General features: G+C 53.4%; 22 protein-coding genes and 5 tRNA genes. 26 read left to right on the top strand and 1 reads right to left on the bottom strand.

Translation table 11 applies throughout. The features are described from left to right. Positions 1-44: 44 nt before the first annotated feature. The 20 genes from PCAR_RS09405 (at position 45) to PCAR_RS17835 (ending at position 15464) form a co-directional block, all read left to right on the top strand. Positions 45-317 carry an HU family DNA-binding protein gene (locus PCAR_RS09405; protein ID WP_011341420.1) on the top strand — a complete coding sequence of 91 codons (273 nt, stop codon included), beginning with the start codon at positions 45-47 and terminating at the stop codon, positions 315-317. Between the two features lie 108 nt (positions 318-425). After that, positions 426-502: transfer RNA gene (locus PCAR_RS09400), tRNA-Asp, on the top strand. An 8-nt stretch (positions 503-510) separates the two neighbouring features. Continuing rightward, positions 511-586, top strand: a tRNA-Val gene (locus PCAR_RS09395). Positions 587-604: 18 nt separating this feature from the next. Further along, a tRNA-Asp gene (locus PCAR_RS09390) sits at positions 605-681 on the top strand. An 87-nt stretch (positions 682-768) separates the two neighbouring features. After that, a tRNA-Val gene (locus PCAR_RS09385) sits at positions 769-844 on the top strand. Positions 845-862: 18 nt separating this feature from the next. Beyond that, positions 863-939 (top strand) — tRNA-Asp (locus PCAR_RS09380). 99 nt (positions 940-1038) lie between these two features. Continuing rightward, entirely contained in the window at positions 1039-2247 is a 1209-nt protein-coding gene (locus tag PCAR_RS09375) for a type II secretion system F family protein (RefSeq protein WP_011341419.1), read from the top strand. Positions 2248-2265: 18 nt separating this feature from the next. After that, the gene (locus tag PCAR_RS09370) at positions 2266-3999 is read left to right on the top strand and encodes a GspE/PulE family protein (protein ID WP_011341418.1); all 1734 of its coding nucleotides are present in this window, start codon (positions 2266-2268) and stop codon (positions 3997-3999) included. After that, the gene (locus PCAR_RS09365) at positions 3996-4883 is read left to right on the top strand and encodes a hypothetical protein (protein ID WP_011341417.1); all 888 of its coding nucleotides are present in this window, start codon (positions 3996-3998) and stop codon (positions 4881-4883) included. The genes PCAR_RS09370 and PCAR_RS09365 overlap by 4 nt, the downstream gene beginning before the upstream one ends. Then, positions 4884-5426 (top strand): hypothetical protein, encoded by a 543-nt coding sequence (locus tag PCAR_RS18795; RefSeq protein ID WP_011341416.1) that lies wholly within the window; start codon positions 4884-4886, stop codon positions 5424-5426. Position 5427: 1 nt separating this feature from the next. Next, a complete protein-coding gene (gene pilO / locus PCAR_RS09355; RefSeq protein ID WP_011341415.1) occupies positions 5428-5982 on the top strand; it encodes a type 4a pilus biogenesis protein PilO in 555 nt (184 codons plus the stop codon). Continuing rightward, positions 5979-6635 carry a hypothetical protein gene (locus tag PCAR_RS18790; RefSeq protein ID WP_011341414.1) on the top strand — a complete coding sequence of 219 codons (657 nt, stop codon included), beginning with the start codon at positions 5979-5981 and terminating at the stop codon, positions 6633-6635. The genes pilO and PCAR_RS18790 overlap by 4 nt, the downstream gene beginning before the upstream one ends. Continuing rightward, complete coding sequence (locus PCAR_RS09345; protein ID WP_011341413.1) at positions 6616-8919, top strand: secretin N-terminal domain-containing protein; 2304 nt, start codon at positions 6616-6618, stop codon at positions 8917-8919. Before PCAR_RS18790 ends, PCAR_RS09345 begins: the two co-directional genes overlap by 20 nt. Next, positions 8920-9411 (top strand): type II secretion system protein, encoded by a 492-nt coding sequence (locus PCAR_RS09340; RefSeq protein ID WP_011341412.1) that lies wholly within the window; start codon positions 8920-8922, stop codon positions 9409-9411. 4 nt (positions 9412-9415) lie between these two features. Beyond that, complete coding sequence (locus PCAR_RS09335) at positions 9416-9829, top strand: type IV pilin protein (protein WP_011341411.1); 414 nt, start codon at positions 9416-9418, stop codon at positions 9827-9829. Between the two features lie 7 nt (positions 9830-9836). Next, complete coding sequence (ftsE, locus tag PCAR_RS09330) at positions 9837-10502, top strand: cell division ATP-binding protein FtsE (protein WP_011341410.1); 666 nt, start codon at positions 9837-9839, stop codon at positions 10500-10502. 250 nt (positions 10503-10752) lie between these two features. Further along, complete coding sequence (gene ftsX / locus PCAR_RS09325) at positions 10753-11649, top strand: permease-like cell division protein FtsX (RefSeq protein WP_011341409.1); 897 nt, start codon at positions 10753-10755, stop codon at positions 11647-11649. A gap of 2 nt (positions 11650-11651) precedes the next feature. Then, the gene (locus PCAR_RS17840) at positions 11652-12818 is read left to right on the top strand and encodes a murein hydrolase activator EnvC family protein (RefSeq protein WP_011341408.1); all 1167 of its coding nucleotides are present in this window, start codon (positions 11652-11654) and stop codon (positions 12816-12818) included. 82 nt (positions 12819-12900) lie between these two features. Next, positions 12901-14226 carry a S41 family peptidase gene (locus PCAR_RS09315; RefSeq protein WP_011341407.1) on the top strand — a complete coding sequence of 442 codons (1326 nt, stop codon included), beginning with the start codon at positions 12901-12903 and terminating at the stop codon, positions 14224-14226. 50 nt (positions 14227-14276) lie between these two features. Next, positions 14277-15464 (top strand): divergent polysaccharide deacetylase family protein, encoded by a 1188-nt coding sequence (locus PCAR_RS17835; RefSeq protein WP_011341406.1) that lies wholly within the window; start codon positions 14277-14279, stop codon positions 15462-15464. A gap of 43 nt (positions 15465-15507) precedes the next feature. Here PCAR_RS17835 and PCAR_RS09305 read toward each other — a convergent pair whose 3' ends face one another. After that, a complete protein-coding gene (locus tag PCAR_RS09305; RefSeq protein WP_011341405.1) occupies positions 15508-16923 on the bottom strand; it encodes a ParA family protein in 1416 nt (471 codons plus the stop codon). 189 nt (positions 16924-17112) lie between these two features. Between PCAR_RS09305 and xseA the strand changes: the two genes are divergently transcribed. From xseA to bioF, 6 genes are all read left to right on the top strand, one after another. Further along, positions 17113-18318, top strand: coding sequence for an exodeoxyribonuclease VII large subunit (xseA, locus tag PCAR_RS09300; protein ID WP_011341404.1), 1206 nt, complete (start codon positions 17113-17115; stop codon positions 18316-18318). 88 nt (positions 18319-18406) lie between these two features. Then, complete coding sequence (xseB, locus tag PCAR_RS09295; protein WP_011341403.1) at positions 18407-18631, top strand: exodeoxyribonuclease VII small subunit; 225 nt, start codon at positions 18407-18409, stop codon at positions 18629-18631. 43 nt (positions 18632-18674) lie between these two features. Continuing rightward, positions 18675-19565, top strand: a complete 891-nt coding sequence (locus PCAR_RS09290) for a polyprenyl synthetase family protein (protein ID WP_011341402.1) — start codon at positions 18675-18677, stop codon at positions 19563-19565. A gap of 17 nt (positions 19566-19582) precedes the next feature. Further along, positions 19583-21490: a 1-deoxy-D-xylulose-5-phosphate synthase gene (dxs, locus tag PCAR_RS09285; protein ID WP_052643504.1), complete on the top strand. Its 1908-nt coding sequence runs from the start codon at positions 19583-19585 to the stop codon at positions 21488-21490. 145 nt (positions 21491-21635) lie between these two features. Continuing rightward, a complete protein-coding gene (locus tag PCAR_RS09280) occupies positions 21636-22433 on the top strand; it encodes a 6-carboxyhexanoate--CoA ligase (RefSeq protein WP_011341400.1) in 798 nt (265 codons plus the stop codon). After that, positions 22430-23602 (top strand): 8-amino-7-oxononanoate synthase, encoded by a 1173-nt coding sequence (gene bioF / locus PCAR_RS09275; protein ID WP_011341399.1) that lies wholly within the window; start codon positions 22430-22432, stop codon positions 23600-23602. The genes PCAR_RS09280 and bioF overlap by 4 nt, the downstream gene beginning before the upstream one ends. Positions 23603-23606: the final 4 nt, after the last annotated feature.

Here is a 23606-nt window from a genome sequence, read left to right as displayed (position 1 = left end):
CTTTCAGCGGCACCAAATCTTTCAATCAAAAGTGGAGGTATATTGTGACCAAAGCCGATCTTGTCAATGCAATGGCTGAGAAAGCAGGGCTTAGCAAAGCCGAAACCGAAAAAGCCATCAAGGCATTTACCGATGTTATTACTGAAGCTCTGAAAGCCGGAGAAAAAGTAGCGCTGGTCGGATTTGGCACCTTCAGCGTCGGTGAACGAGCTGCTCGTGTAGGGCAGAATCCTCAAACCGGCGAAAAGATGAATATCCCTGCCGCTAAGGTTCCTAAGTTCAAGCCTGGCAAGGCACTGAAAGACTCTGTTAACTAATAGGGTTGCCACAAACTGATTGAAGATTAAAGCGGGAAACAAACGTGTCTGAAAATTGTCCATTTGTCTTCGGGCTACGAACGTTTCCTATTTTAATGCACAAAATCGGGGGCTGTAGTAGAGTCGGTTACAACGCCGGCCTGTCACGCCGGAGGTCGCGGGTTCGAGTCCCGTCAGCCCCGCCATTATACACGGGCGAATAGCTCAGCTGGGAGAGCATCGGCCTTACAAGCCGAGGGTCACAGGTTCGATCCCTGTTTCGCCCACCATTTAAAAACGCAATACCGGGGGCTGTAGTAGAGTCGGTTACAACGCCGGCCTGTCACGCCGGAGGTCGCGGGTTCGAGTCCCGTCAGCCCCGCCATTGAAAAGGTGAATGGCACCGCCGGCCGCGGTGCTTTTTTACTGTACCACCGAAGGTCAAAGTCCGGGGATTCCCGGACTGAAAAATGGGCGAATAGCTCAGCTGGGAGAGCATCGGCCTTACAAGCCGAGGGTCACAGGTTCGATCCCTGTTTCGCCCACCATTTAAAGACGCAAAATCGGGGGCTGTAGTAGAGTCGGTTACAACGCCGGCCTGTCACGCCGGAGGTCGCGGGTTCGAGTCCCGTCAGCCCCGCCATAAAAGTTTAAAGAAAAGGCACCGCAGATTGCGGTGCCTTTTCTTTTTGTGTGGGCCGATATTTTATACCCGGCAAGCTATGGTACAATTTTTAACATCATGGCACTGTTTATTTGCAGGGTAGGCACTCCTGACGGACGGGTCGTCATTCGTAATTGTCGGGCCCGTAACCGTTTTGAACTCCAGGAAAGTCTGGAAGAAGAAGGGTGTTGCGTCTTCAAGATACGGCGTGCCTTTTTTTCCTTTACCTATTTCAGCGAGTATCGTCAAAAAGGCTGGCCAGCCCATAGATTTTTGCTTTTCAACCAGGAAATGCTCGTTCTGTTAAAATCGGGCATGCCTATCCTCCAGATACTTGCTTCTCTTGTTCACGATCAGGATTCCGCAAATACCAAGAACGTTTTAACCGAAGTTTTCACCTCTGTAAAAGGGGGACGTTCCCTGTCGGAAGCCTTTGCCGGATTCCCTGAATATTTTCCGGGTCTTTACGTTGCTTCCGTTGCATCTGGAGAGAAAACCGGTGATCTTCCTCAGACGTTAGCGCGATATCTCGGCTATCAGAAACGTATGGCTCAGGTTAAGGATCGTCTCAAATCCGCCGCACTTTATCCCCTGGTTCTCGTAGCGGCGACGATTCTCGTTTTGCTGTTTATGGTTTTCTTCGTGATCCCCAGTTTCGTTCAAATCTACGCCGATGCACAAGTATCCTTGCCGTTTTTGACCCGTTTTGTTCTGGGTCTTGCCGATTTGGCTGCGCGCGGCTGGTTCGTCGTGCTCGTTCTGGTCATGTCCGGCATGGTTGCGCTGAGGAGATACTCGCAAACGACCATGGGCAAAAGGGGGATCGATCGACTTTTCCTTAAGATTCCTTTGCTCGGTACTTTGTATCGACTCAATGGTCTGGTTAATTTTTCCCGTACCACCGCAACGATTTTGTCCAGCGGCTTGCCCCTTATCGAGGCCATGCAATTGGCTGGCGGCGTGCTTAACAATACCGTTTTGCAAGAGGGTGTTACCAAGGTCATTGGCGCGGTCAATGAGGGCGATAGCCTCGGCAACGCCCTGGAGCGCCATGCCAGCTTTCCCCAGATCGCCGTGCGCATGATCGCTACTGGTGAAAAAACCGGTACGCTTGGCCTGATGTTCGAGGAAGTTGCCGAGTATTATGAATCGGAAATTGATCATAAGCTGGATCGTTTGGCCGCTTTGGCCGAACCGCTCATTCTGCTTTTTGTCGGTCTGGTGATCGGTGGCATAGTGATTGCCATTTATTTGCCGATTTTTCAACTGGCCGGTACGGTTCGTTAGTTCGTCAGGAGTTTTCGAATGGTCTATAGATGGCTTAAAATGGGTGAATTGCTCGTTGAGTTTGGAGCTATCGCACCAGGGCAGATCGAAGTCATTTTGCAAAGAATGAAAGTCCTGGGGTTGCGATTTGGCGAAACCGGTATTGAACTGGGTTTTTATGATGAAGAAATTCTGGCCCGGGTATTGGCTCGTCAATTCGGTCTCGAATATGTAGATATGGCTTCCTTTCACCCTGACCCGGAATTGCTCGATCAATTACCGGAAGACCTGACTCTTCGATTCGGAGTCGTACCGTTGCAACGTACCGATAAAGGTGTGGTTGTTGCGACTGCAGACCCCACGGATATCGACCGCCTCGATCAGCTTAAATGGGCCGTAAGTGTACCGGTTCTCTATAAAGTCGCTGCTAAAAGCCATATCCTGAGACACGTTGCCGGCAGTCAAACCATAACTGGTGAAGCTCTTGAAAGCACTTTGGAGAAGTTCCGTAGTATTCCTGATGATGCGCTTGAAGAGGATAAAGACTTGTTGGCCGGGGAGCAACCGGATGCGGAACATAGTCCGGTTATCAAGTTGATCGACACGACTTTGGTCGATGCCCTGAGTAAGCGGGCCAGCGATATTCATATCGAGTCCGGTCCGCAAGGGGTAACCGTCAAATATCGTATTGACGGCGTGCTTTCCCGGGCCATGGAACCGCTCGATCGTAGATTCCAGGGCCCGATCATTTCGCGCATTAAAGTTATGAGTGAATTGGATATCTCCGAACGCCGTATTCCCCAGGATGGCCGTTTCAAGTCTCGCATCGGAGGTCGTTCTATCGATTTCAGGATCTCCATTTTGCCAAGCAGTTACGGCGAAGATGCCGTGATTCGGATTCTGGATAAAGGCAATATAGCCGCAGATCTCAAAGGCTTAAGCCTGGAGGCGCTGGGGTTTAACCAACGGGAACTCAAACGGTTTCGTAAACAGATTCGTGCTCCCTATGGAATGGTGCTGGTTACCGGCCCGACCGGCAGCGGCAAAACCACGACATTATACGCGGCGCTCGGGGAGATTCATACCGAACAGGAAAAAATCATAACTATCGAGGATCCCGTCGAGTATCAGGTGCCCGGTATCGTCCAGGTGCCGGTGAACGAAAAGAAAGGTTTGACCTTTGCCCGGGGACTTCGTTCCATACTCAGGCACGATCCGGACAAAATCATGGTCGGGGAGATTCGCGATTCGGAAACCGCCGAAATTGCGGTGCAATCGGCGTTGACCGGCCACCTGGTTTTTACCACGGTGCATGCCAACAACGTGTTTGACGTATTGGGTCGTTTTTTACATATGGGGCTCGATCCCTATCACTTTCTTTCCGGTCTGAATATGGTACTGGCCCAACGGCTGGTCAGAAAAATCTGCCCACATTGCAAAGAGCAGGTTCATTACGACCCTTCGGTCCTGTCCAGGGCTGGCCTCGACAGCGAACTTTATGGCAAACGCGCATTTTACGAAGGTCGTGGTTGTGAACATTGTCATGGGCTGGGGTATTCCGGTCGCTCTGCCATCGTCGAGTTACTCGAAGTCAATGATGAATTACGGGAAATGATTATCGGTCGGGCCGCTGTGGGACAATTGCGCGAATATGCGGCGCGTATGGGAACGGTTTTTCTTCGACAGGCGGCGCTGGAGAAAGTTTTCGAAGGTATTACCAGTCTGCCCGAAATCAACAGGGTAACGTTTGTCGAGGGGGAAAGTACGCTATGAAAAGGCGCCGATATATCGGGATAGACCTCCATGATGGCAATATGCGAATCGCAGGCATGCACCGACGTTGGCGCAAGGGTGCCCAGTTGTTTGCCAGTCGTATTGAAAATATGCCGAAGGACATGACGCTGGAGTCGCTTAAACAAGCCTCCCCGGAGGCTGAGCAGGTGTTTGTAAATTCACTGCATAAGCTTTTGTTGCCGATCGCCTCTAAGGAGCGAAGACTGGCATTGTCCTTGCCGGATAGATGCGGTTACGTCATGACCATGGATGTCGCTGGTTTTACCCGGTCGCGCAAGGAGAGCCGAGAAGTCGTCGCGTGGCAACTGCGCAAACTGCTGCCGGGGATTGCCGACCTTCATTTCGACTATCAGGTGCTTAAACGCACAGGGGGTGGGAAAGCCCATCTTCTGGTTGTGGCCATGGAAAAACAGGCTCTCGACAGATATGAGACCCTTTTTCAGAAAGCCGGTTTTATTTTGCACACGGTGGGATTTTTCGGCTTGAACATATATCGACATTGGCGTTACCGGCTTGATCCCGAAGGTGATGCCATTCTCCTGGCGATGAACGAGGATGGTATCATTGTACAAACTTATCGCGACTCGGTGCTGTCCTATTACAGGGCAGGGGCTGTCGGTTCGCGGATCTCTCATCAGTTGCAGGAGTTGCATCGTATCGTAGCCGGTTGTGCGCAGGATTTTTCCCCTCGTAATCGGGCGCGGGTTTTCCTTCATGCCGACAGGCCCGTGGATGAGACAACTTTGGATGCGTTGAATGATTGTTTCGGCCGAAAAGTTCTGTTGTTAACAGGCCATGGGCATATTTCTCCGGCCCTGGCCGCTGCACAGGGTGCGGCGGAACGCATGATGATGGGAGGGTGAATGAAACTGACAGTGAATCTAGTCTCCCCACGCCCTCTGGATAAGGCGGTTTTGCGAAAGATTCGCATGGTTTTGCTGGTGTTTGTCGGCTTTTGGCTGATGGTGAGCCTGGTTGGTATGACGGTGGTTTGGCACCGCCATCAAAAGGTGCTGGACGGTCTGGCTGAAATGACAGCAAAAGAGTCTGCGGCTTATGAGGATGGCGCAGATCACAAGGGGCTTCAGGAAGAAGCCCGAAAAGCCGAGCAGATTATGCAGCGTCGCGACTTTCGGTGGAGCCGCATGCTCAATCATTTGGAACAAACCTGGATAGAGGGGATTCAGGTTCGTTCCATAAAACCGGATTTCGGGAAACAGACACTGTCTATTCTTGTTTTAGCCAAAGATGAAACGGTGTTTCGGGAATATCTTGCCGGCCTGTTGCGCTACAAGCCTTACTCTCAGGTTCTGTTGCTGCGCCAGGAAAACAGCACGGTCAAGGATGCACTGGGGCAAACATATAGCGCGTTGCGCTGTGAACTTCGTATTCAGGGGGGCTTCTGATATGGGCATGAAGCATATCCTTGCCGAACTATGGCGAAGTCGTGATGTCCAATCCTGGGTGGTGTTTGGCGGCCTGCTGGTAAATTTGATCCTTTGTCTGCTCCTGTTCTCTGTCATGTTGCCGGGTCTGAATAAAGACCGGGCCGATCTGATCCGCAAGCAGGCCAATATGCGCGGCCTGGGAGAGCATGACCCAAACCGGCAGGTTAGCCGGATGTCCGCGCAACTCGATGTCTTTTATGGTCGCGTTGCGGCATATGAAAATTTTCCGGATTTTATTCGTCAGTTGTATCAGTACGCCGGGGATTCGGGGTTTAATATCAATAGGATTAACTATCAACCAGGAAAAACCGATCTGCCGACCGTGCTCAAATACGAACTCGATTTTTCCGTGACCGGTCAATACCGCCAGATAAAGACCTTCTTGGAGGCTCTTGAAAACTGGACGCAACTCGTTGTCGTAGAAGAGGTGCAACTTGCCGCCAGGCAACCGGGACGGGATTCTGTGGAATTGCGTATCCGCCTGGTCGCCTATTTTAAAACGGTGTCGTCATGAGTAACTCTGGAAAAACACTGCTCGCACTCCTGGGGGTACTGGCTCTGGCGCTTGTTTACACATATATCAACTGGCCGCGTCAGACCAGGGTCGGCATAGAACGCAGCGCCGTTGTTTCCCCGGTAACCGACGTCACCCCCATCGCATCCGACGTTTTGGGGACATCGGAAAATGAGCAGGGAGCACCTGACCATCTTACCGTGAATATTTTTGCTCCGATTTTTGTTCCCGCTGTCCCTCCGCCCATAGCTGCCAGCGTTGAAGACAGCCCGCAAACCGTTGTTGCGGCACCCGTTATGCCTCCGCCCAGGCCGGTGCCCGTGTTCCTGGGGGTATTGCGCCACGAGGGGGGACAAAAAGCTTTTTTGTCCCTTGAGGGAGAGGTTTTTGTGGTTGCTGCAGGGGAGCTTTTCGGCCCCGAGAATCGCTATCGATTACTGAACATATCCGCGCAGTATCTGACCGTAAAATACGATGAGGAGGATGCCAGCATGCAGATCCCGGCAGCGGAACCCCCTGTTTCGGTGTTACCCGGACCTGGCACCGGCAACGGGATACGCATCGAACCTGATGCAACGCAACCTGCCGGGATCCCGCTCCAGACCGAGGCTTCAGAGGAGGAGGTGCCTATTGATGGCGAACCCGATGAATAAAGCGATAAAGCAATCCGGTTTGTTGTTGGTGCTGATACTTGTATTGGCAGGTTGTGCAGGGAAGCAGGCCTTCAATGCCGGGGACAGATTCTTTCAACAGGGCAAATACGACCTTGCCATGGAGCAGTATGCCGCGGCGGTTGCTGCCGAGCCGGAACGACACGAATATCGTCTGAAATGGCTTAAAGCCCGGAATCGATCGGCATTGCAGCATTACGAAAGGGGAAATCAGCTGGCCGCGGAAAACGAGATTTCCCTGGCGGCTGCGGAATACCGTCAGGCGGTAACCCTCGATGGCAATCTTGCGGTTGCGGTGCAGAGATTGAGGGAGCTTCAGGCTCGGGTAGAGGCGCAACAGCTCGTAGCCGAAGCGGAGGAATTCTACGAAAAGGGAAAATACGGTCAGGCAAAAGCCAACCTGAGAAAAGCACTGCATCTGATGCCATCCGATCCCGGTGCCCAAGATCTTTTGCGCCAGGTGGAATTGGCCAGTCAGACCATCATGGATGGTTACGAGTTGGCTTTGAGTTCACGTGAACCTTTGAGTCTTCAATTCGCCGAGATGGATTTGCACCAGGCCTTTGCAGTTTTGAGCCAGTTGTCCGGGATTCATTTTATTCTGGATGAGGATATAAATCCGCGCCCTGTTTCCCTGTTGCTTAAAAAAGCCTCCTTCGCTCAAGTGCTCGATCTTTTGCTCAAACTCAACGGTTTGGGCAAGCGGGTTCTCAATAGCCAGACCATTCTTGTCTATCCCCGAACCAAGGAAAAGGAAAAGCAATACGAGGACCGGATTATACAGGTATTTTATTTGTCGCATATTGAAGCCAAAAAGGCTGTGAATCTGTTGCGGACCATACTGCAAACGCGAAAAATATATGTGCATGATGAACTTAACGCGATTGTCATGCGTGATAAACCCGAGGTCATCGAGCTGGCCAGGCAGATATTGGAGGCTTCCGACCGTAACGATTCGGAGGTTGTTTTCGATCTCGAACTGGTCGAGGTCAGTCATCGCGATTTGCTGGATATCGGGCCGAAACTCAGTTCCTATTCCATCAGTGCCGGTATGGGGCGAACGATCCTCGATACCGATGGCAATGTCGTGACTAACCTGGTGAGCGATACCCTGGCGGCGGGAGGCACGACAGATACCCTGGTAAGAAGTTTCAGCCGTCTCGAATCCTTCTATACCCTGCCGACCGCGACCTTCGATTTCGCCAAGACACTGATTGACAGCGAAATCCTGGCCAATCCGAAAATCCGGGTTAAAAATCGCGAAAAGGCCAAAGTGCATATCGGCACCAAGGAGCCGATCGTCACGACCAATATCAGCACCACCACCGGGGATGTCACCTCCACCAATGTCCAGTATATCGATGTCGGGGTCAAGCTCGATGTCGAACCCAATATTCAGCTCGACGATACCATCGTCACCAAACTCACCCTGGAGGTCAGCAGCATTCTGGAAAAGGAAGAGATTGCCGGTGGCGGCTCGGCACTGCGTATTTCAACCACCAATGCCGGTTCCTCGCTCATTTTGAAGGATGGCGAACGTACAATTATCGGCGGTCTGATACGTAATGACCTGTCCGACACACGGGATACCTTGCCCTTTATCGGCAGCATCCCGATTATCGGTCATCTTTTCACCGGCCGCAGCAAGGAAAAAAACAAGAGTGAAATCCTGCTTTCCATTACTCCGCATATCGTACGCAGCGTCGATATGCCGAGGCCGGATGTGGCGACCATATGGTCGGGTGGCGAGGACGATCTCGCTCCGGGTGCGCGATTTGCTCGCTTTACGGATGAAGACCCGGCCGAAACGTCTGAGCCGAGCAAGACGGAGGCGGGGCCGAAGGATTCCACGCGGCCTCATGAGTTTCAACTTTCCGGCCCGGAAACAGTGGCTCCGGAGCGGTCCTTTGCTCTGCAAGTGTCGGCGATGGGGATACGGAGCCTTCTGTCAGCGCGGTTTGCTTTGCGCTATCCCTCGGCTCTGGTTCAGCCGGTCGGGGTTGTCCCGGGCGCTTTGATGGGCACGCAGGGGCAGGAGAGTCATGCCACCATGTCGGCTTCCGATGGTTTCGAAGAGGTGGTCATTGATGTGCAGCGTGAGGTGGGGAAAAGCGGCGTATCAGGGGAAGGCCCTGTCGCCATTGTGGAATTCAAGACCATTGGCGAGGGGAGCCTTGTGTTTTCGCTCGACGATTGCACGGTAAATACCGGGCAGGGGCTGAGTGACGCCTGCACGGCCACTCCTTTGACGATCGAGATGGAATAAATGGGAAACAATAAAAACCGCCTGTTGTCTTATGCGCACGGTTTCACTTTGATCGAGGTCGTCGTTACAGTGGCCATACTCGGCATTCTGGTGACGGCTGTGCTGCCTTTGGCCGAAGTCACCGTTAAGCGGACGCGGGAAATGGAGTTGCGACGTGCCTTGAGGGTCATGCGGATGGCCATCGATCAGTACAAGGAGGATTACGACCAGGCGGTCAAAGATAACCATATCATTGCAGAAGCGGATCAGACCGGTTATCCGGCCAGCCTTGACGTACTGGTCGAAGGCAAGGATTGGAAGGGCCTCTACGATTTTCCTCGAAAATATCTTCGAAAATTGCCTCGCGACCCCTTCGATGAGGGGTTGGGATGGGGGCTGCGGGGATACCGGGATGCCCCGGATTCGAGCACCTGGGATGGTAAGGATGTCTATGATATCTACTCTCAAAGCGAACAGACGGCACTCGATGGCACGATTTATAGCAGCTGGTGAGTCGATGGCGCCCAAATGCGCAAAAGGGTGGGGGGGCAGTGCCGGCTTTACGCTTATCGAACTCATGATCGTCATGACAATAGTCGCCATACTTGCGAGTATCTCTCTGCCCCATTATCAGCGTAACCTCATAAGAGCCAGGGAGTCCGTGCTGAGTGAAAACCTCTACCAGATGCGCAAGGCCATCGATGCCTTTTACGCCGACCAGCGCAAATACCCGGATACTCTCGAGGCGCTTGTCGATAAACGATATCTGAGAAGTATCCCCAAGGACCCCTTTACCAGAAGTGCGGAAACATGGTACACCATACCTCCGGAAGTGCTTGATCCTGTCGTCGGTGATACCGGTGCCGTATTCGACGTGCACAGTGGCAGCGATCTTGTCGGACTCAACGGCGTACCTTATCGCGACTGGTAGAGAGCATATGATTCAACTTTACAATGTCTGCATGTCTTACCAAAAGGATGCCACCGCCCTGACTGATTTCAGTCTTAAAATCCCCAAGGGCGACTTTCTTTATTTGACCGGTCCTTCCGGTGCCGGTAAATCCACCCTGTTAAAGCTGCTATACGGTGCCGAAAAACCCACCCGTGGCCAGATATTGGTGAACGGCATGAATATCACGCGCATGCGTTCGTGGCGTATCCCCATGCTGCGTCGAAAGCTCGGCATCGTTTTTCAGGATTTTAAACTTATTTCTACGCGTACCTTGTTTGAAAATGTCGCGTTTCCCCTTGAAGTCCAGGGAAAAAAACGTTACGAGATCAGCAATAAAGTCTATCAGGCTCTCAAACATGTCGGGTTGCAGGGCAAACTTCATCGTTTTCCCTTGCAGCTTTCCGGGGGGGAACAGCAAAGAGCGGCCATCGCCCGCGCTCTGGTCACGGATCCGTTGATTCTGATCGCTGATGAACCGACTGGAAACCTCGACGACGACGTTGCCTGCGAAATTATGGAACTTTTCAAAGGGGCCAATGCCCGGGGGACAACCGTACTGCTTGCAACGCATGACAGGGAAATCATTCGACGTTATCCGCGGCGCATCGTGTCTCTGGACAAGGGGCGTTTGGTGGACGATCAAATGCCTTGACCCTTTGCGGCCCGGTATTTCAAGACACCTGTCGGCATGGTATCTTGTGACCAAAGGTGTGTGCTTTGCCGAACGCGGCACAGCTTTACTGCACTGATACCTCAACCTGTACAGTGTGCCGCATATAATCCGTATTGCCTCATGGGTGATGGGTGATCCAGAGAAAATCATGCCTGATTTTTCTGTTTTCCCGCAACAACGCTTCCTGTAATCCTTTTTGATCGTTACTTTGTTTTGAAGGAATAGAATTGTGCTGCAATCTCTCGGCTATTTTATCCGCAGGGTCGGTCGAAATCTCAAGCAGACCCCTGTTTTGTGCAGTGCTGCTATCGGTACTGTGGCCGTAGCCCTTATGATTATGGGCTTTTTTGCCATTGTGGTCATTAATGTTCAGCAGGTTGCCGAACAGTGGGGCCGCGAAATTCAGGTTGTCGCCTATTTTGATCGTGTCCCGGATAAGGATAAAATCACCGACTGGCGGACGATGCTCGAGGGCATGGAAGAGGTCCAGCAGGTCGATTTTGTGTCACGCGACGAAGCCTTCAGGCGTTTTGAGCAGCGCCTCGGGGAGGATGCCGATCTGCTGGATGGCGTCGGCAGGGATTTTTTGCCGGCTTCCCTGGAAGTTGTGCTTAATGAGGAAAGTCGCAGTCAGATCGGCGTCGAGACCGTGGTCGAAAGGCTTAGGCAGATTCCGGAATTGGCGGATGTAAGTTATGAGCCGGACTGGCTTGAACGTTTTGATGCCTTTGTCGGTCTCTTGAAAGTGGCCGGCGTCGTATTTGGAGGTTTTTTGTTGTTTGCCGCGTTGTTTATCGTTTCGAACACCATTAAGCTGACCCTGTATGCCCGCCGTGAAGAGATTGAAATCATGACTCTTGTTGGTGGCACACCTCTTTTTATCAAGATGCCGTTTCTGCTGGAAGGTGCTTTGCAAGGCCTTTTCGGTGGCCTGCTGGCGCTGTTCGGCGTCTGGAGCGTGTTTACGCTGGTCTTACGCGAAGGCCTTTATGGTGTCCTGATGGTGGCCGGTGCCGATGGTATTCTTTTCCTTTCGGCCTATCAGCAAGGAGCGATCGCGATCTGTGGCCTGGTCCTCGGTTTTACCGGTAGCGTACTTTCTCTACGAAAGTTCGTCAGGATTTGAGCATGAGGTTATTCACAAAAACCGCTGTTTCAGGCATGCCGTTTGGCGTTTTGTTTTTGCTATTGTGTCTTGTATGGCCTGCAAGGGCCGACGATATCGATCGCCAACGCCAGAATCTGAAAGAAATCCAGAATCGCATTGAACGGCTTTCCAAGCAGCTTGACACAAGCAAGGTTCGGGAAGGTGAAGCGCAACAGGAATTGATGGAGCTGGAAAAAGAACTCAGCGGTTTGCAACAGAATTCCACGCGCCTGGAAAAACGCTTAAACAGCGTGAAGAAGGATATCCTAGCGAAAGAAACGCGTATTGCCAGCCTGACCGACCAGATTTCCGAAAAAGAACAGCAGGTGCGGCGGCGCCTTGGAGCTGTCTATCGTCGTGGGGAAATGCGCCTGTTCAAAGTACTGTTTCAAAAAGATTCCCCTTCCCGCGTGGCCGAAAACTTCCTTTATCTTACCCGACTGGTGCGCCAGGATCGTTTACTGCTGAATGATTACCGCGAGGATTGGCGTGCCTTGCAGACAGCCTTGCAGGAACTCGAAAACCTGCATGGTGATCAGCAGCGGCGATTGAGTATCATTGACGCCAGCCAGAAAACCTTGAAAAACGGCAGAAAGATTCGTAAGGCGGCTATAAGCAAGCTACGCAATAAGCGCGAGGCGATAAAAGACGAAATCGCCCAATTGGAGGAAAAAGCCCGACGTTTGCGGAAATTACTTAAAACGCTTGAATCGGAAAAATCCGGCGCGTATAGTGGCTCGGCGGTCGGTTTTAAAAAGCAGAAGGGCAGGTTGCCCTGGCCCGTGCAAGGCAAACTTGTGGTGCGTTTCGGCACCAATTTCAATGCGGGACTGGATACCCGTATCGAAAGTCAGGGTATCGAGATTGCGCAAAAACCGGGGTTGCCCATGTGTGCCGTGGCAGCGGGAAAAGTGGTTTTTTCAAAACCGTTCAGAGGGTTTGGAAATCTGCTGATCCTCGATCATGGTGATGGGTATTACACCTTGTACGCGCAGGCCAGCCAACTTCTTCATAAAGTCGGCGATGTCGTTGCTGCCGGAGACAAGGTCGGTCTCTCCGGCTTTGGAGGCAGTGATACGGTTTATTTTGAGATCAGGCAACGTGGTACGCCGCTGGACCCCCTTCAGTGGCTCAAGCCGCGTTCATGATGTATAGGAGTGTGTCGAACTATACCGGCCGAATTTGCAGCAGGATCATGGATAGTCCGACAGACTCCACAGGGAAGGAGATATGTTCATGACGAAGGGAAAACGGATCGGCGTGTTTTTGCTGTTGACCCTGGTTCTGGGATGCTGGGTGGCGAACCTTTTTGTCGGTTGCAGCGAAGCAAAAACCGGCACGCCCTATGAAGAACTGGAGCAATTCACCGATGTTTTGACGATTATCCAGAAAAGCTATGTCGAGGAAGTTTCTATGGACAAGCTCATCGAAGGCGCCATTAACGGTATGCTTGGTGTCCTCGATCCACATTCGTCCTATCTTTCTCCCGATATGTTTCGCGAAATGCAGATCGATACGTCAGGCGAATTCGGCGGGTTGGGTATCGAAATCACTCTCAAAGAGGGGGTTTTGACGATTGTTTCCCCCATTGAGGATACTCCGGCAGACCGTATGGGACTTGCCGCCGGGGACATGATCGTCAAGATCGGGGATCGACTGACCAAAGACTTGTCCATCATGGAAGCCGTCAAGTTGATGCGCGGTGCCTCCGGCACTCAGGTTACCATCACCATTATGCGCGAGGCTTTCGATAAACCGCGGGAAATCACTCTGACCCGGGAGATCATCAAGGTCAAAAGCGTTAAATCGCGTCTGCTCGACGATGGTTTCGGTTATGTGCGGCTCGCCCAGTTTCAGGAGCGTTCAGGCAAGGATCTCAAAGCGGCTCTTAAAACCTTGCGAGCCGAAAACAAGGGTGAGCTTCGAGGCTTGATCCTTGATCTGCGCAACAATCCCGGCGGCCTTCTTGAACAGGCGGCGGACGTCGCCGATCTGTTCCTTCGCCAGGGCCTGATCGTTTACACCGAGGGACGGATCGAGGACAGTCGGATGCGGTTTGAAGCGCATCGCATGGGTACCGAAGCCGATTACCCCATGGTGGTGCTTATTAATGGTGGCAGCGCCAGCGCCTCAGAAATTGTCGCAGGCGCTCTGCAGGACAACAGACGTGCTGTTATTCTCGGTACCCAGAGCTTTGGTAAGGGTTCCGTGCAAACCGTTATTTCGCTGGAAAATGAAGCGGGTTTGCGTCTTACCACGGCGCGCTACTACACGCCCTCGGGTTCCTCCATTCAGGCCAAGGGGATTACGCCTGATATTGTTGTGCGACCGATGGCGTTGACGGAGGTCCAGGACGGTTTCAGTGTCCGTGAAAAAGATCTGGACAATCATTTTGAAATCGAAGGTAAAACTCAAGGTGAGCCGGAAAATAAACAAATTCCTGCGAGCCCGGTGTCGTCGGATAAGATCATTGAAAAAGACTATCAGCTGCTTCGGGCCCTGGATTTGCTCAAAGGGTGGGAATTGCTTAAGGGCCTGAATAAAACGGCTGCCTGATCCTTTCACCTCATGCGCACAAGGGGGATGCTGCATCCCCCTTTTTTATTATGGCTACCAAAAAAAAGACCGTTCGACGAAAACGCCAGCCGCGAAAAAAGCAGCCGGACCGCACCTTCAAGGTTTTGCTGGCCTCATTGTTCCTTGTGGGATTTCTCGTTGTTTCCCTTGTGTTGTTGACTTTTGTCCAGCGACCACCGTTGCCAAATCGGACCCCCGAGGTTTCGCCGCCCGTAGCGAAACAACCGCCAGACTCGGCCGATACGCGGGATCAGGTTCTGCGAACCTCGGTGCAGATAGAGATTGAACGTGCCTTGTGGCGTCAGGGGATTTCCTTTACCGGGATGGATGTCGTCACCGACGATCATGTTATGCATTATCATCTGCCGTCGGTGTATCCGGGACAGGCCTGGTATGACGGATTGGTTAGGGCCTTGGAGAAGCAGTCTTCCCGGCTGAAGTTCGCATTTGCTGATGCTCCTGCTCCTTTGGTGCGCGTTTCCGTTAACGGAATTCCAAGTTTCGCTCTGCATTTCAAGCGTTCCCGGAGCAAACCTGCCAAAGTGCGCCCAAAGGCCCGGATTGCCATCGTGGTGGATGATCTCGGTCGCGATCTTCGCATGTTGCGGCGGCTGCTGGCCATTGATCTCGATCTGACCATGGCAGTCATGCCCGAGGAACCGCATACGCTGCAATCGGCGGAACTGGCGCATCGCGCCGGTCGCGAAGTGCTGGTGCATATGCCCATGGAACCGGAAAGCTATCCGCGCAACAATCCCGGCCCGGGAGCGTTGCTGCTCGGGCAGGATCGTTTGGAGATTGAGCGGCGAGTAACGCGCATGTTTGAAAATGTGCCCCATGCAGTGGGCGGCAACAATCATATGGGGTCGCGTTTTACCCAATATGCCGAGGGCTTGCAGATTGTTTTCGAGGTGATGAAAAAAAACGGCTTGTTCTTTGTGGACAGTCGCACAAGTCCCGGATCGGTGGCTTTTCTCGAAGCTCGTCGCGCCAGGATTCCCGCGGTTTCAAGGGATATTTTCCTCGATAACAGTCAGAACGTCGATGCCATTGCCCGGCAGATACGTGAAGCGGTGAAGATGGCTCGGTCCCGTGGCAAGGTGGTGGCCATCTGTCATCCTTACCCACAGACGGTGGAGGCTCTGCAGCAGGAAGCGGCGTTTTTACGCCAGCAGGATGTCGAGGTGGTTCCTGTATCGCGCTTGTTGCGGCATTGACGGCCACGCAGACAAGAGAGGGGCCCTGCTACTTGATAGAAATCTAGTCGGAGGAGGCGGGGGGCAGTTTGCTGCCGATGTATTGCATGGCGGCATCGAGCCGGGCATAACTTTCGTCCAGCAGAATCTCTTCAGGGAAATCGCTGTTAATGCGGCGGATGAATAAGAATCGGTCTTTGCGGGCGGTTTCCTCTTCGAATAACGTTGGGGAGGCGAGACGGAACAGCGCCGATGGCTCCTTGTGCAGAAAGCGGCTTTCGTGTTTGCGCAGGGGGATGGATTTATGGGATATTTCAAATCCTTCTTCATCGAAACGATAAAAAAGCAGGCTCTGTGCTGCTTCCGCGGTGTTGTCGTCCGCATGGCGCAAAACAAAATAGGAGCGCAATGCCGATTCCCGGAACAAATCCACAAGGGGGTCGGCCGGGTTTATTCTTTTCTGCGTATGGTAACAGTGGCGGAATACCAGTGATGAAAAACAGGCTTCATCCAGAAACCCCGCCACTTGGTGGTCGGAGGTAATGCAAAAATAGCTGGCCGGTTCCATGGCATTGTGGTGTACCAGCGGCCGTCCGCATATCAGGCAATCCGGCAGTACATGTTTGCGCCGCGTAAGGAAGTTGTTGTCGCGGCTTAAGTTCCGTTGCTCGCATTCCAGACGAATGGTTTCCAGGCGTCGCTGGGTGTTGTCCTTGGCACCGATGAAAATCTGTCGGGCCAGATGGGCAAATTGGAGATGCACATTGGTGCCCCGGCCATGGGTCAGGATCGGATAGATTTTTCCTTCGGGATTGGTGTTGAGGGATTCCACTTTCGGGCTTTTGGCTATAAATCCCTCAAGGCATTTATAGCCCCGATTGATAGCATAGCCTTTCAGAAGCTGATACGCATTTTTAAAGGGTCCATCGTAATGGACTCGGGAATCGATCAGACACGGTAGTAACCGCAAGGGACGTTTGGACATTCCCTGTTCTTCGAAAAAGTCGTAGAGGTTGCGGCAGTTTTCGAGCGACGGGGTGTCCTTTACCGGAATGATGACACGGTCCGCGGCAAACAAGGCATTCTGTGTAAAGATGTCCATGGTCGGACGGGTATCGATGATAACAATACCTTTCAGGCCGGATTGGGCCAGGATTTTCGCCAGGCAGTCACAGCCATCGATGCGATTGGCCACGCTGTCCAATTTACGACTGGAAGGGATAAACTGAACGCCGTACTCGCCAAGCTCCAGAATTTTATCGACAGGTTTTCCCGAAAGCAGATCGAGCATGTCGCCTTTGGGCATGGTGCGGCCCAGGCGGAACATGCGGTCAACGGAAAAATGGTTGTCAAAGCTGAACAGGGTAACCGGCATTTCCTCGTTTAAGGCCTTTAAATAGATGGCCAGATTGGTGGCCAGGGTGGTTTTCCCAACGCCGCCTTTCTCACTGGATACGGTTACCACATAGGGTTCTTGCATCGCTTATCCTTGAGTTTGATAAAAAATCGGCTTCGGAATACGTTCCCAGGGGGATCGACGAATGGCGTCAAGCGCTCAGGCGAGTACCCTGTGTCCGTATCACGAAATCTTCCGGAGTGTGAAGTCTAGCATTTTATAGGGAATCCGGGGTCGGAAGTCAATATCTCGACAGAAAACAGGTTTTCGCACATGAATATTTCTGAAGGAACCGTATCCGTATCACGCCTCGTCTATCTGTTGAAAGAGGTTGTCGAAGATAACTTCGTCCAGGTACTGGTTACGGGAGAAATCGCCAATTTCTCGGCACCGTCTTCGGGGCATTACTACTTTGCCGTAAAAGACGATCAGGCCCAGTTGCGCGGCGTCATGTTTCGATCCAGCAACCGATTGCTGAAATTCACCCCCGAAAACGGTATGCAGGTGTTGTGCGGCGGGCGTGTCTCCCTCTATCCCCAGCGCGGTGAACTGCAGTTGGTGGTCGATCGGATGGAGCCTTTGGGCGTAGGCAGTTGGCAACTGGCTTTTGAAAAACTTAAAACCAAGCTGGATGCCGAAGGTTTATTCGAGGTGGGGCGTAAACGTCGTCTGCCGTCTTTCCCGCGCACCATCGGTGTCGTGACCTCGCCGACGGGGGCTGCCATTCATGATATTCTCAACGTTTTGCGTCGCCGGGGTGCCGGTCTGCACGTGTTGCTGTCTCCGGTCCGCGTGCAGGGGGATGGGGCGGCTGACGAGATCGCCCGGGCAATTGCCGATTTTAACCGCCATGGGCAGGCCGATGTCCTGATTGTCGGTCGCGGAGGAGGCTCGCCGGAGGACTTGTGGGCCTTTAACGAAGAGGTCGTGGCCCGTGCCGTGTTTGCCTCCCGGATTCCTGTTATCTCGGCTGTAGGTCATGAGGTCGATGTGACCATTTCGGATCTTGTCGCCGATCTGCGGGCACCGACTCCCAGTGCTGCTGCCGAACTTGTCGTGCAGGGACGTCAGGAACTGGAAAGGCATGTCGACCACCTGGTCATGCGTCTCAGCGGACAAATGCAGGGACGCCTGTCGTTACTCAAGGAGCGGCTTGACGGTTTGCGCCGCCGTTTGCGGTCACCGGTCGACGATTTGCGCCGCCAGTATCGCGATCTCGAGCAGTTGCGCAAACGGTTGTTTTCGGCTATGGAAAAGACGATGCAGCGTGCTGCCAACCGTCTTGGGCTGGCCGGCAGTCGTCTGCATGCGTTGTCGCCTCTGGCCACCCTCGATCGCGGATACGCCATTGTGTTTTCCGCAAAGACCTCGACGATAGTTCGTGATGCCCGCACATTGACACCGGGCGATCGGGTTCAAATACGTTTTGCAAAGGGATCCGTAGAGGCTACTGTTGACGAGGTGGATCATGGAGATTAAGTATCGGTGCGATTTTTGTGCTTAAAAACCTTGACTCTTTTTGCTCCCGATGTGGATAATCACTCCGAATTTTTTATAAGAGGCATGCATGGATAAACCTGACACATTTGAAGAAGCGCTGCGGTCCCTGGAGGCCGTTGTGGAAAAGCTTGAAGCCGGGGAGTTGTCCCTGGAAGAGTCCCTGACATCTTTCGAGGTCGGCGTAAAGTGTGCCAACCGCTGTCAGGAACTTCTGAAGTCGGTCGAAACCCAGGTGGAAACCCTGCTTAGAAAACAGGACGGTTCCCTGGCCATTGGCAAATTCGAAGAATAATGTTTTAATACCCATTTGAACAATTATTTATATCGGAGGATAAATGGATCTCAATGCCTACTTGAAAGAACGTCGGGCTCAGGTGGATAAGGCACTTGATACCTATCTGCCCGGGGAGGATGTGCTCCCCATAAGCCTTCACAAGGCGATGCGCTATTCCACGTTTGCCGCCGGCAAACGTATTCGGCCGATCCTCATGATGGCTGCCTGCGAGGCTGTCGGTGGTACCGTGGATAAAGTCATGCCGGCAGCCTGTGCCATGGAGATGATACATACCTATTCCCTGATCCATGACGATTTGCCGGCCATGGATGATGATGATTTTCGCCGCGGGCGGCCTACGTGTCACAAGGTTTATGGTGATGCCCTTGCTATCCTGGCCGGCGATGCATTGTTGACCGAAGCATTCATTCTTCTGTCGCGACTGGGAGAGGATGGTGGCGTTTCGCTCGAGGCCGCCCGCAGGGTCAGTGCGGATATTGCGCGCTGCGCCGGTTCCATGGGGATGGTCGGCGGCCAAGTGGTTGATATGGATTCGGAGGGTAAAGAGATTGATCTGGCGACTCTCGAATATATCCATACCCGTAAAACCGGGGCGCTGATTCTGGCATCCGTACAATCCGGTGCCGTGCTTGGCGGGGCCTCTTCAGAGCAGGTTGATAACTTGGGCCGCTATGCCAAGGCGGCAGGTTTAGCCTTTCAGGTTGCCGATGACATTCTCGATATTGTCGGTGATCAGGAACTGCTCGGCAAGGATGTCGGCAGCGACCAGGAACGTGGCAAAGCGACTTATCCGGCTTTGCTCGGCCTTGATGCCGCTCGGGACCGCGCCAAAGAGTTGCGCGATGTAGCCCTCGAAAGTTTGTCCGGCTTTGATGAACGCGCTGAACCGTTAAGAAGCATCGCACATTATATCGTGGACCGCTCCTTCTGAGTGTGACGGAGGTTTCCATAGTGAGTATGTTGAAAAATCTTAAATCTCCCGCGGAGTTAAAGGGTCTTTCCGTGAAAGAGCTTGAAGTTTTGGCTGGGGAGATTCGCACAAAAATCATCGATACCGTGTCGCAGACAGGTGGGCATCTTGCCAGTTCCCTTGGTGTGGTGGAGTTGACCATCGCGCTGCATCACGTCTTGAATACCCCCGTAGATAAAATCGTATGGGATGTGGGACATCAGGCTTATGCCCATAAATTGCTGACCGGACGCCTTGATCGTTTTGATACTTTGCGTCAACTGGGCGGTATCAGCGGTTTTCCCAAGCGCGAGGAAAGCCCTTACGATGCCTTCGATGTGGGCCACTCGAGCACCTCGATTTCGGCTGCTTTAGGTATGGCCGCTGCGCGTGATTGTAAAAACGGCAAGGAAAAATTCGTTGCCGTCATTGGCGATGGCTCCCTTACGGGGGGGATGGCCTTCGAGGCGCTGAATCAGGCCGGCGATCAAAATAAAAACCTCATTGTCATACTTAACGACAATGAAATGTCCATTTCGCAGAACGTCGGGGCGCTTTCTTCTCTTATCAATCGCAAAATGACCTCCGAGTTGGTGGTGCGATTAAAAAAAGAGGCGGAAAATTTCCTGGGGCACGTTCCCCGTATCGGGAAAGATTTGCTCAAGGTTGCGCGCAAGGCGGAAGAATCTCTGAAAGGATTCTTTACTCCCGGAATGCTGTTCGAAGCGTTCGGTTTCGATTATGTCGGGCCGCTTAACGGTCACCGCCTGGAGACCCTGATCCCGGCGCTGGAAAACGTGGCTAACCTCGAAGGACCGGTTCTTGTTCACGTTGTGACCCGCAAGGGTAAGGGGTTCGAGCCGGCGGAAAAAAATCCGAGCCTGTTCCATGGGGTAGGTCCCTTTGACAAGGAAACCGGAGAGGTACGTGCCTCCAAGGGCGGGCCGGCAAGCTTTACCGGTGTCTTTGGCAGTACTCTGACTGCTATGGCTGAAAAAGACGATCGCATTGTGGCTATCACCGCGGCGATGCTGGAAGGTACCGGGCTCAAGGAATTCTCCAAGCGCTATCCCAGTCGATTCTTCGATGTCGGTATTGCCGAACAACATGCTGTCACCTTTGCCGCCGGACTTGCCTGCCAGGGCATGAGGCCGGTGGTTGCTCTCTACTCGACTTTTTTGCAGCGTGCCTACGACAATGTGGTGCATGACGTAGCCTTGCAACGGCTGCCGGTCACTTTTGCCATCGATCGGGGTGGCCTGGTCGGGGCCGATGGCCCGACCCATCATGGTGTGTTCGATTATTCGTTCCTGAGGCATATACCCAATATGGTAGTGATCGCCCCCCGCGACGAGATCGAACTGCAGCGTGCCATGTTGACCGGAACGCAACACGATGGCCCCTTGGCGTATCGTTATCCTCGCGGTAAGGCTCTTGGGCTCGAGTTGCCCGATTCCGTCGAGTCGATGCCTATCGGTAAAGGGGAAAAACTGCGTGACGGCAGCGATGCGGTAATCTTTGCATTGGGCGTTGTGTGCAAGGAAGCTCTGGTCGCCTCGGATATACTTGCCGGGGAGGGGTTGTCGGTAGCGGTTGTTGATCCGCGTTTCCTGAAACCCCTTGATCAGCAACTTCTTATCGCTGAGGCACGGCGTACCGGCGTTGTTGTTACCGTCGAGGAGAATGTGCGCCAAGGCGGTTTCGGTTCAGCGGTACTGGAAATGCTGGCCGATGAAGGTTTGGCGGTCCGTGTCCTGCGTATCGGTTTGCCGGATCGCTTTATCGAGCAGGGTACCCAGCAGCAGCTCTATGCGCGCTACGGTCTGGACGCCGAGGGTATTGCCGCCAGTGTCCGCAATTTTATGCATCATGATCGTGGGGATGCTTCTTCGACCGCCTTAGCTTGATAACGATTTTCCCTCCATGGATGTTCCCGGACCGCCTGTCGAGAGACAGGCGGTTTTTTATCGGGACATAGGCCTTTCATTGAATGTCAACCTTTCATATCCTTATTGTTGACAATCCGACCTTCCGCTGCTAATTTTCATTGCCATGAGTGAGTCTCTTTACAGCATACGCATGCGTTCGTCCTGTGATGAACGCCATATTTCAGGGGCAGAAAACCTGGCCCCTGCCGAGCGCCTCCATGCTCTGGCATCCGCCATGGTTCGGCGGGCTCTGGCCCATGATAAAGGGCAGGCCGAACAGATTTTCCTGTCCATTGAAAAGGTTGATACGGCGGACATCGTGTGTCACGGCTTGCCCGATATTCGCACGATTCGCGTAGCTTCGGTAGAGCAGGGCAGAGATGCGGCTTTGTCGATGCTGGAAAAGGCGGGGGTGAATCCACAGGCAGCTCGTCGGGCTATGGCAACCATGGCGCGCGGCGCCGCGCCCAACGGCGACAGTATGCGCGGTGCGATGTTGGTGGATGCGTCCACCGGACAGCGTCTTGAAAAGGACCGGTATCGCGGTGTCAGGGTGTCGCGGATGGATCTTGACGAACAGACGAGCGTCAGGTTGAAAAATTTGCTGCAGACCGCAGGTCTTGACAATCCGCACGTGCGCGAAGCTTTGGTGCTTGCCGCCAAAGTGATCCATGCCCCCGGCGTGATCGCCGAATTGTGCTGGTCCGATGATCCCGGCTACACCGCGGGGTATGTGGCGGGAGCTTCGCTCGGTTATGTGCGTTTTCCCCTGTTGAAACCCGCCGGAGAGGTTCGAGGGGGGCGGGCTTTTTTCTTGAGTTCCGATGCCGACCTGGCCCAGCTCATACCGTACCTTGAAAGGCAAGTGGTGCTTATTGATCGCATCGGACGCATATTCCCCGACGAAAGGTGGCCTGCATGAAGCTCGATCACTGGCAGAAAACTCTTGACCATCTGCGCGATGAAGAGATGCTGCGTGGTCTGAAAACCGTTTCAGGCGCCCAGCGGGATCATGTTCTGCTGGACGGTAAGGATGTTCTGCTGTTGTGTTCCAATAATTACCTCGGCCTGGCCGACCATCCCGCGCTTATCGAGGCAACTTGCCGGGCGACCAGGGATTGCGGCACCGGTACCGGCGCCAGTCGTCTCGTCTCCGGCAGCATGGCTCTTCACGAGGAACTTGAGAGCAAGCTTGCGCAGTTCAAGGGGACGCAACGCGCGCTGCTTTTCAACGCTGGGTACGCAGCCAACACCGGCATTTTGCAGGGGTTGATGGGAGCGGACGATGTTATTTTTTCCGACAGCCTCAACCATGCTTCGATCATCGACGGTTGTCGGCTCAGTCGGGCCAAAACCGTGGTCTATCCGCACCGGGACACCCATGCTTTGGAACGTCTCATGGCGAAGGAAGCCCCGTTGCGCAAAGGACAGTGGCTGATCGTTACCGACGGCGTTTTCAGTATGGATGGCGACCTTGCCCCGTTGCCGGAACTTGTGGCCCTGAAAAAACGCTACGATTGCCTGCTTATGGTGGATGACGCGCATGGCACCGGCGTGCTCGGTGATAGCGGCAAGGGAACCGGGGAGTATCTTGGGTGCCTGACGGATATCGATCTCCATATGGGGACACTCGGCAAGGCTCTGGGGGGCTTCGGTGCGTTCGTTGCCGGTCCGGATGTTGTGGTGCAATTTTTGATTAACCGTGCCCGTTCTTTTATTTTCTCGACCAGTCTGCCACCCGGCGTGGTTGCGGCCGGTATCGCCGCCCTCGATATCGTCAATGGCAGTGAGGGGCGGCAACGCCGCATGAATCTGCAAAAATTATGCACTCTGTTTACCGGACAGTTGACCGAAAGTCTGCCTCCCGAGGTTCGCGGGGAAACCCCGATTGTTCCTATCCTTACCGGTGATCCCGAGCCGACCATGCGAGCCAGTGCCTGGCTGGAGGCTCAGGGGATCTTTGTGCAGGGTATTCGTCCTCCCACCGTCCCGCAGGGCCGCTGCCGATTGCGGGCTACACTTATGGCAACTCATCAGGTTGAAGACCTGCTGCGGGCCGCGGATTTGATTCGGAAGGTTCTTTCAGCGTGACCAC

The organism is Syntrophotalea carbinolica DSM 2380 (genome assembly GCF_000012885.1).
GTDB classification, from domain to species: Bacteria; Desulfobacterota; Desulfuromonadia; order Desulfuromonadales; family Syntrophotaleaceae; genus Syntrophotalea; species Syntrophotalea carbinolica.
The sequence above is the reverse complement of the archived record's forward strand: the minus strand, read 5'-3'. Positions and strand labels throughout refer to the sequence as shown.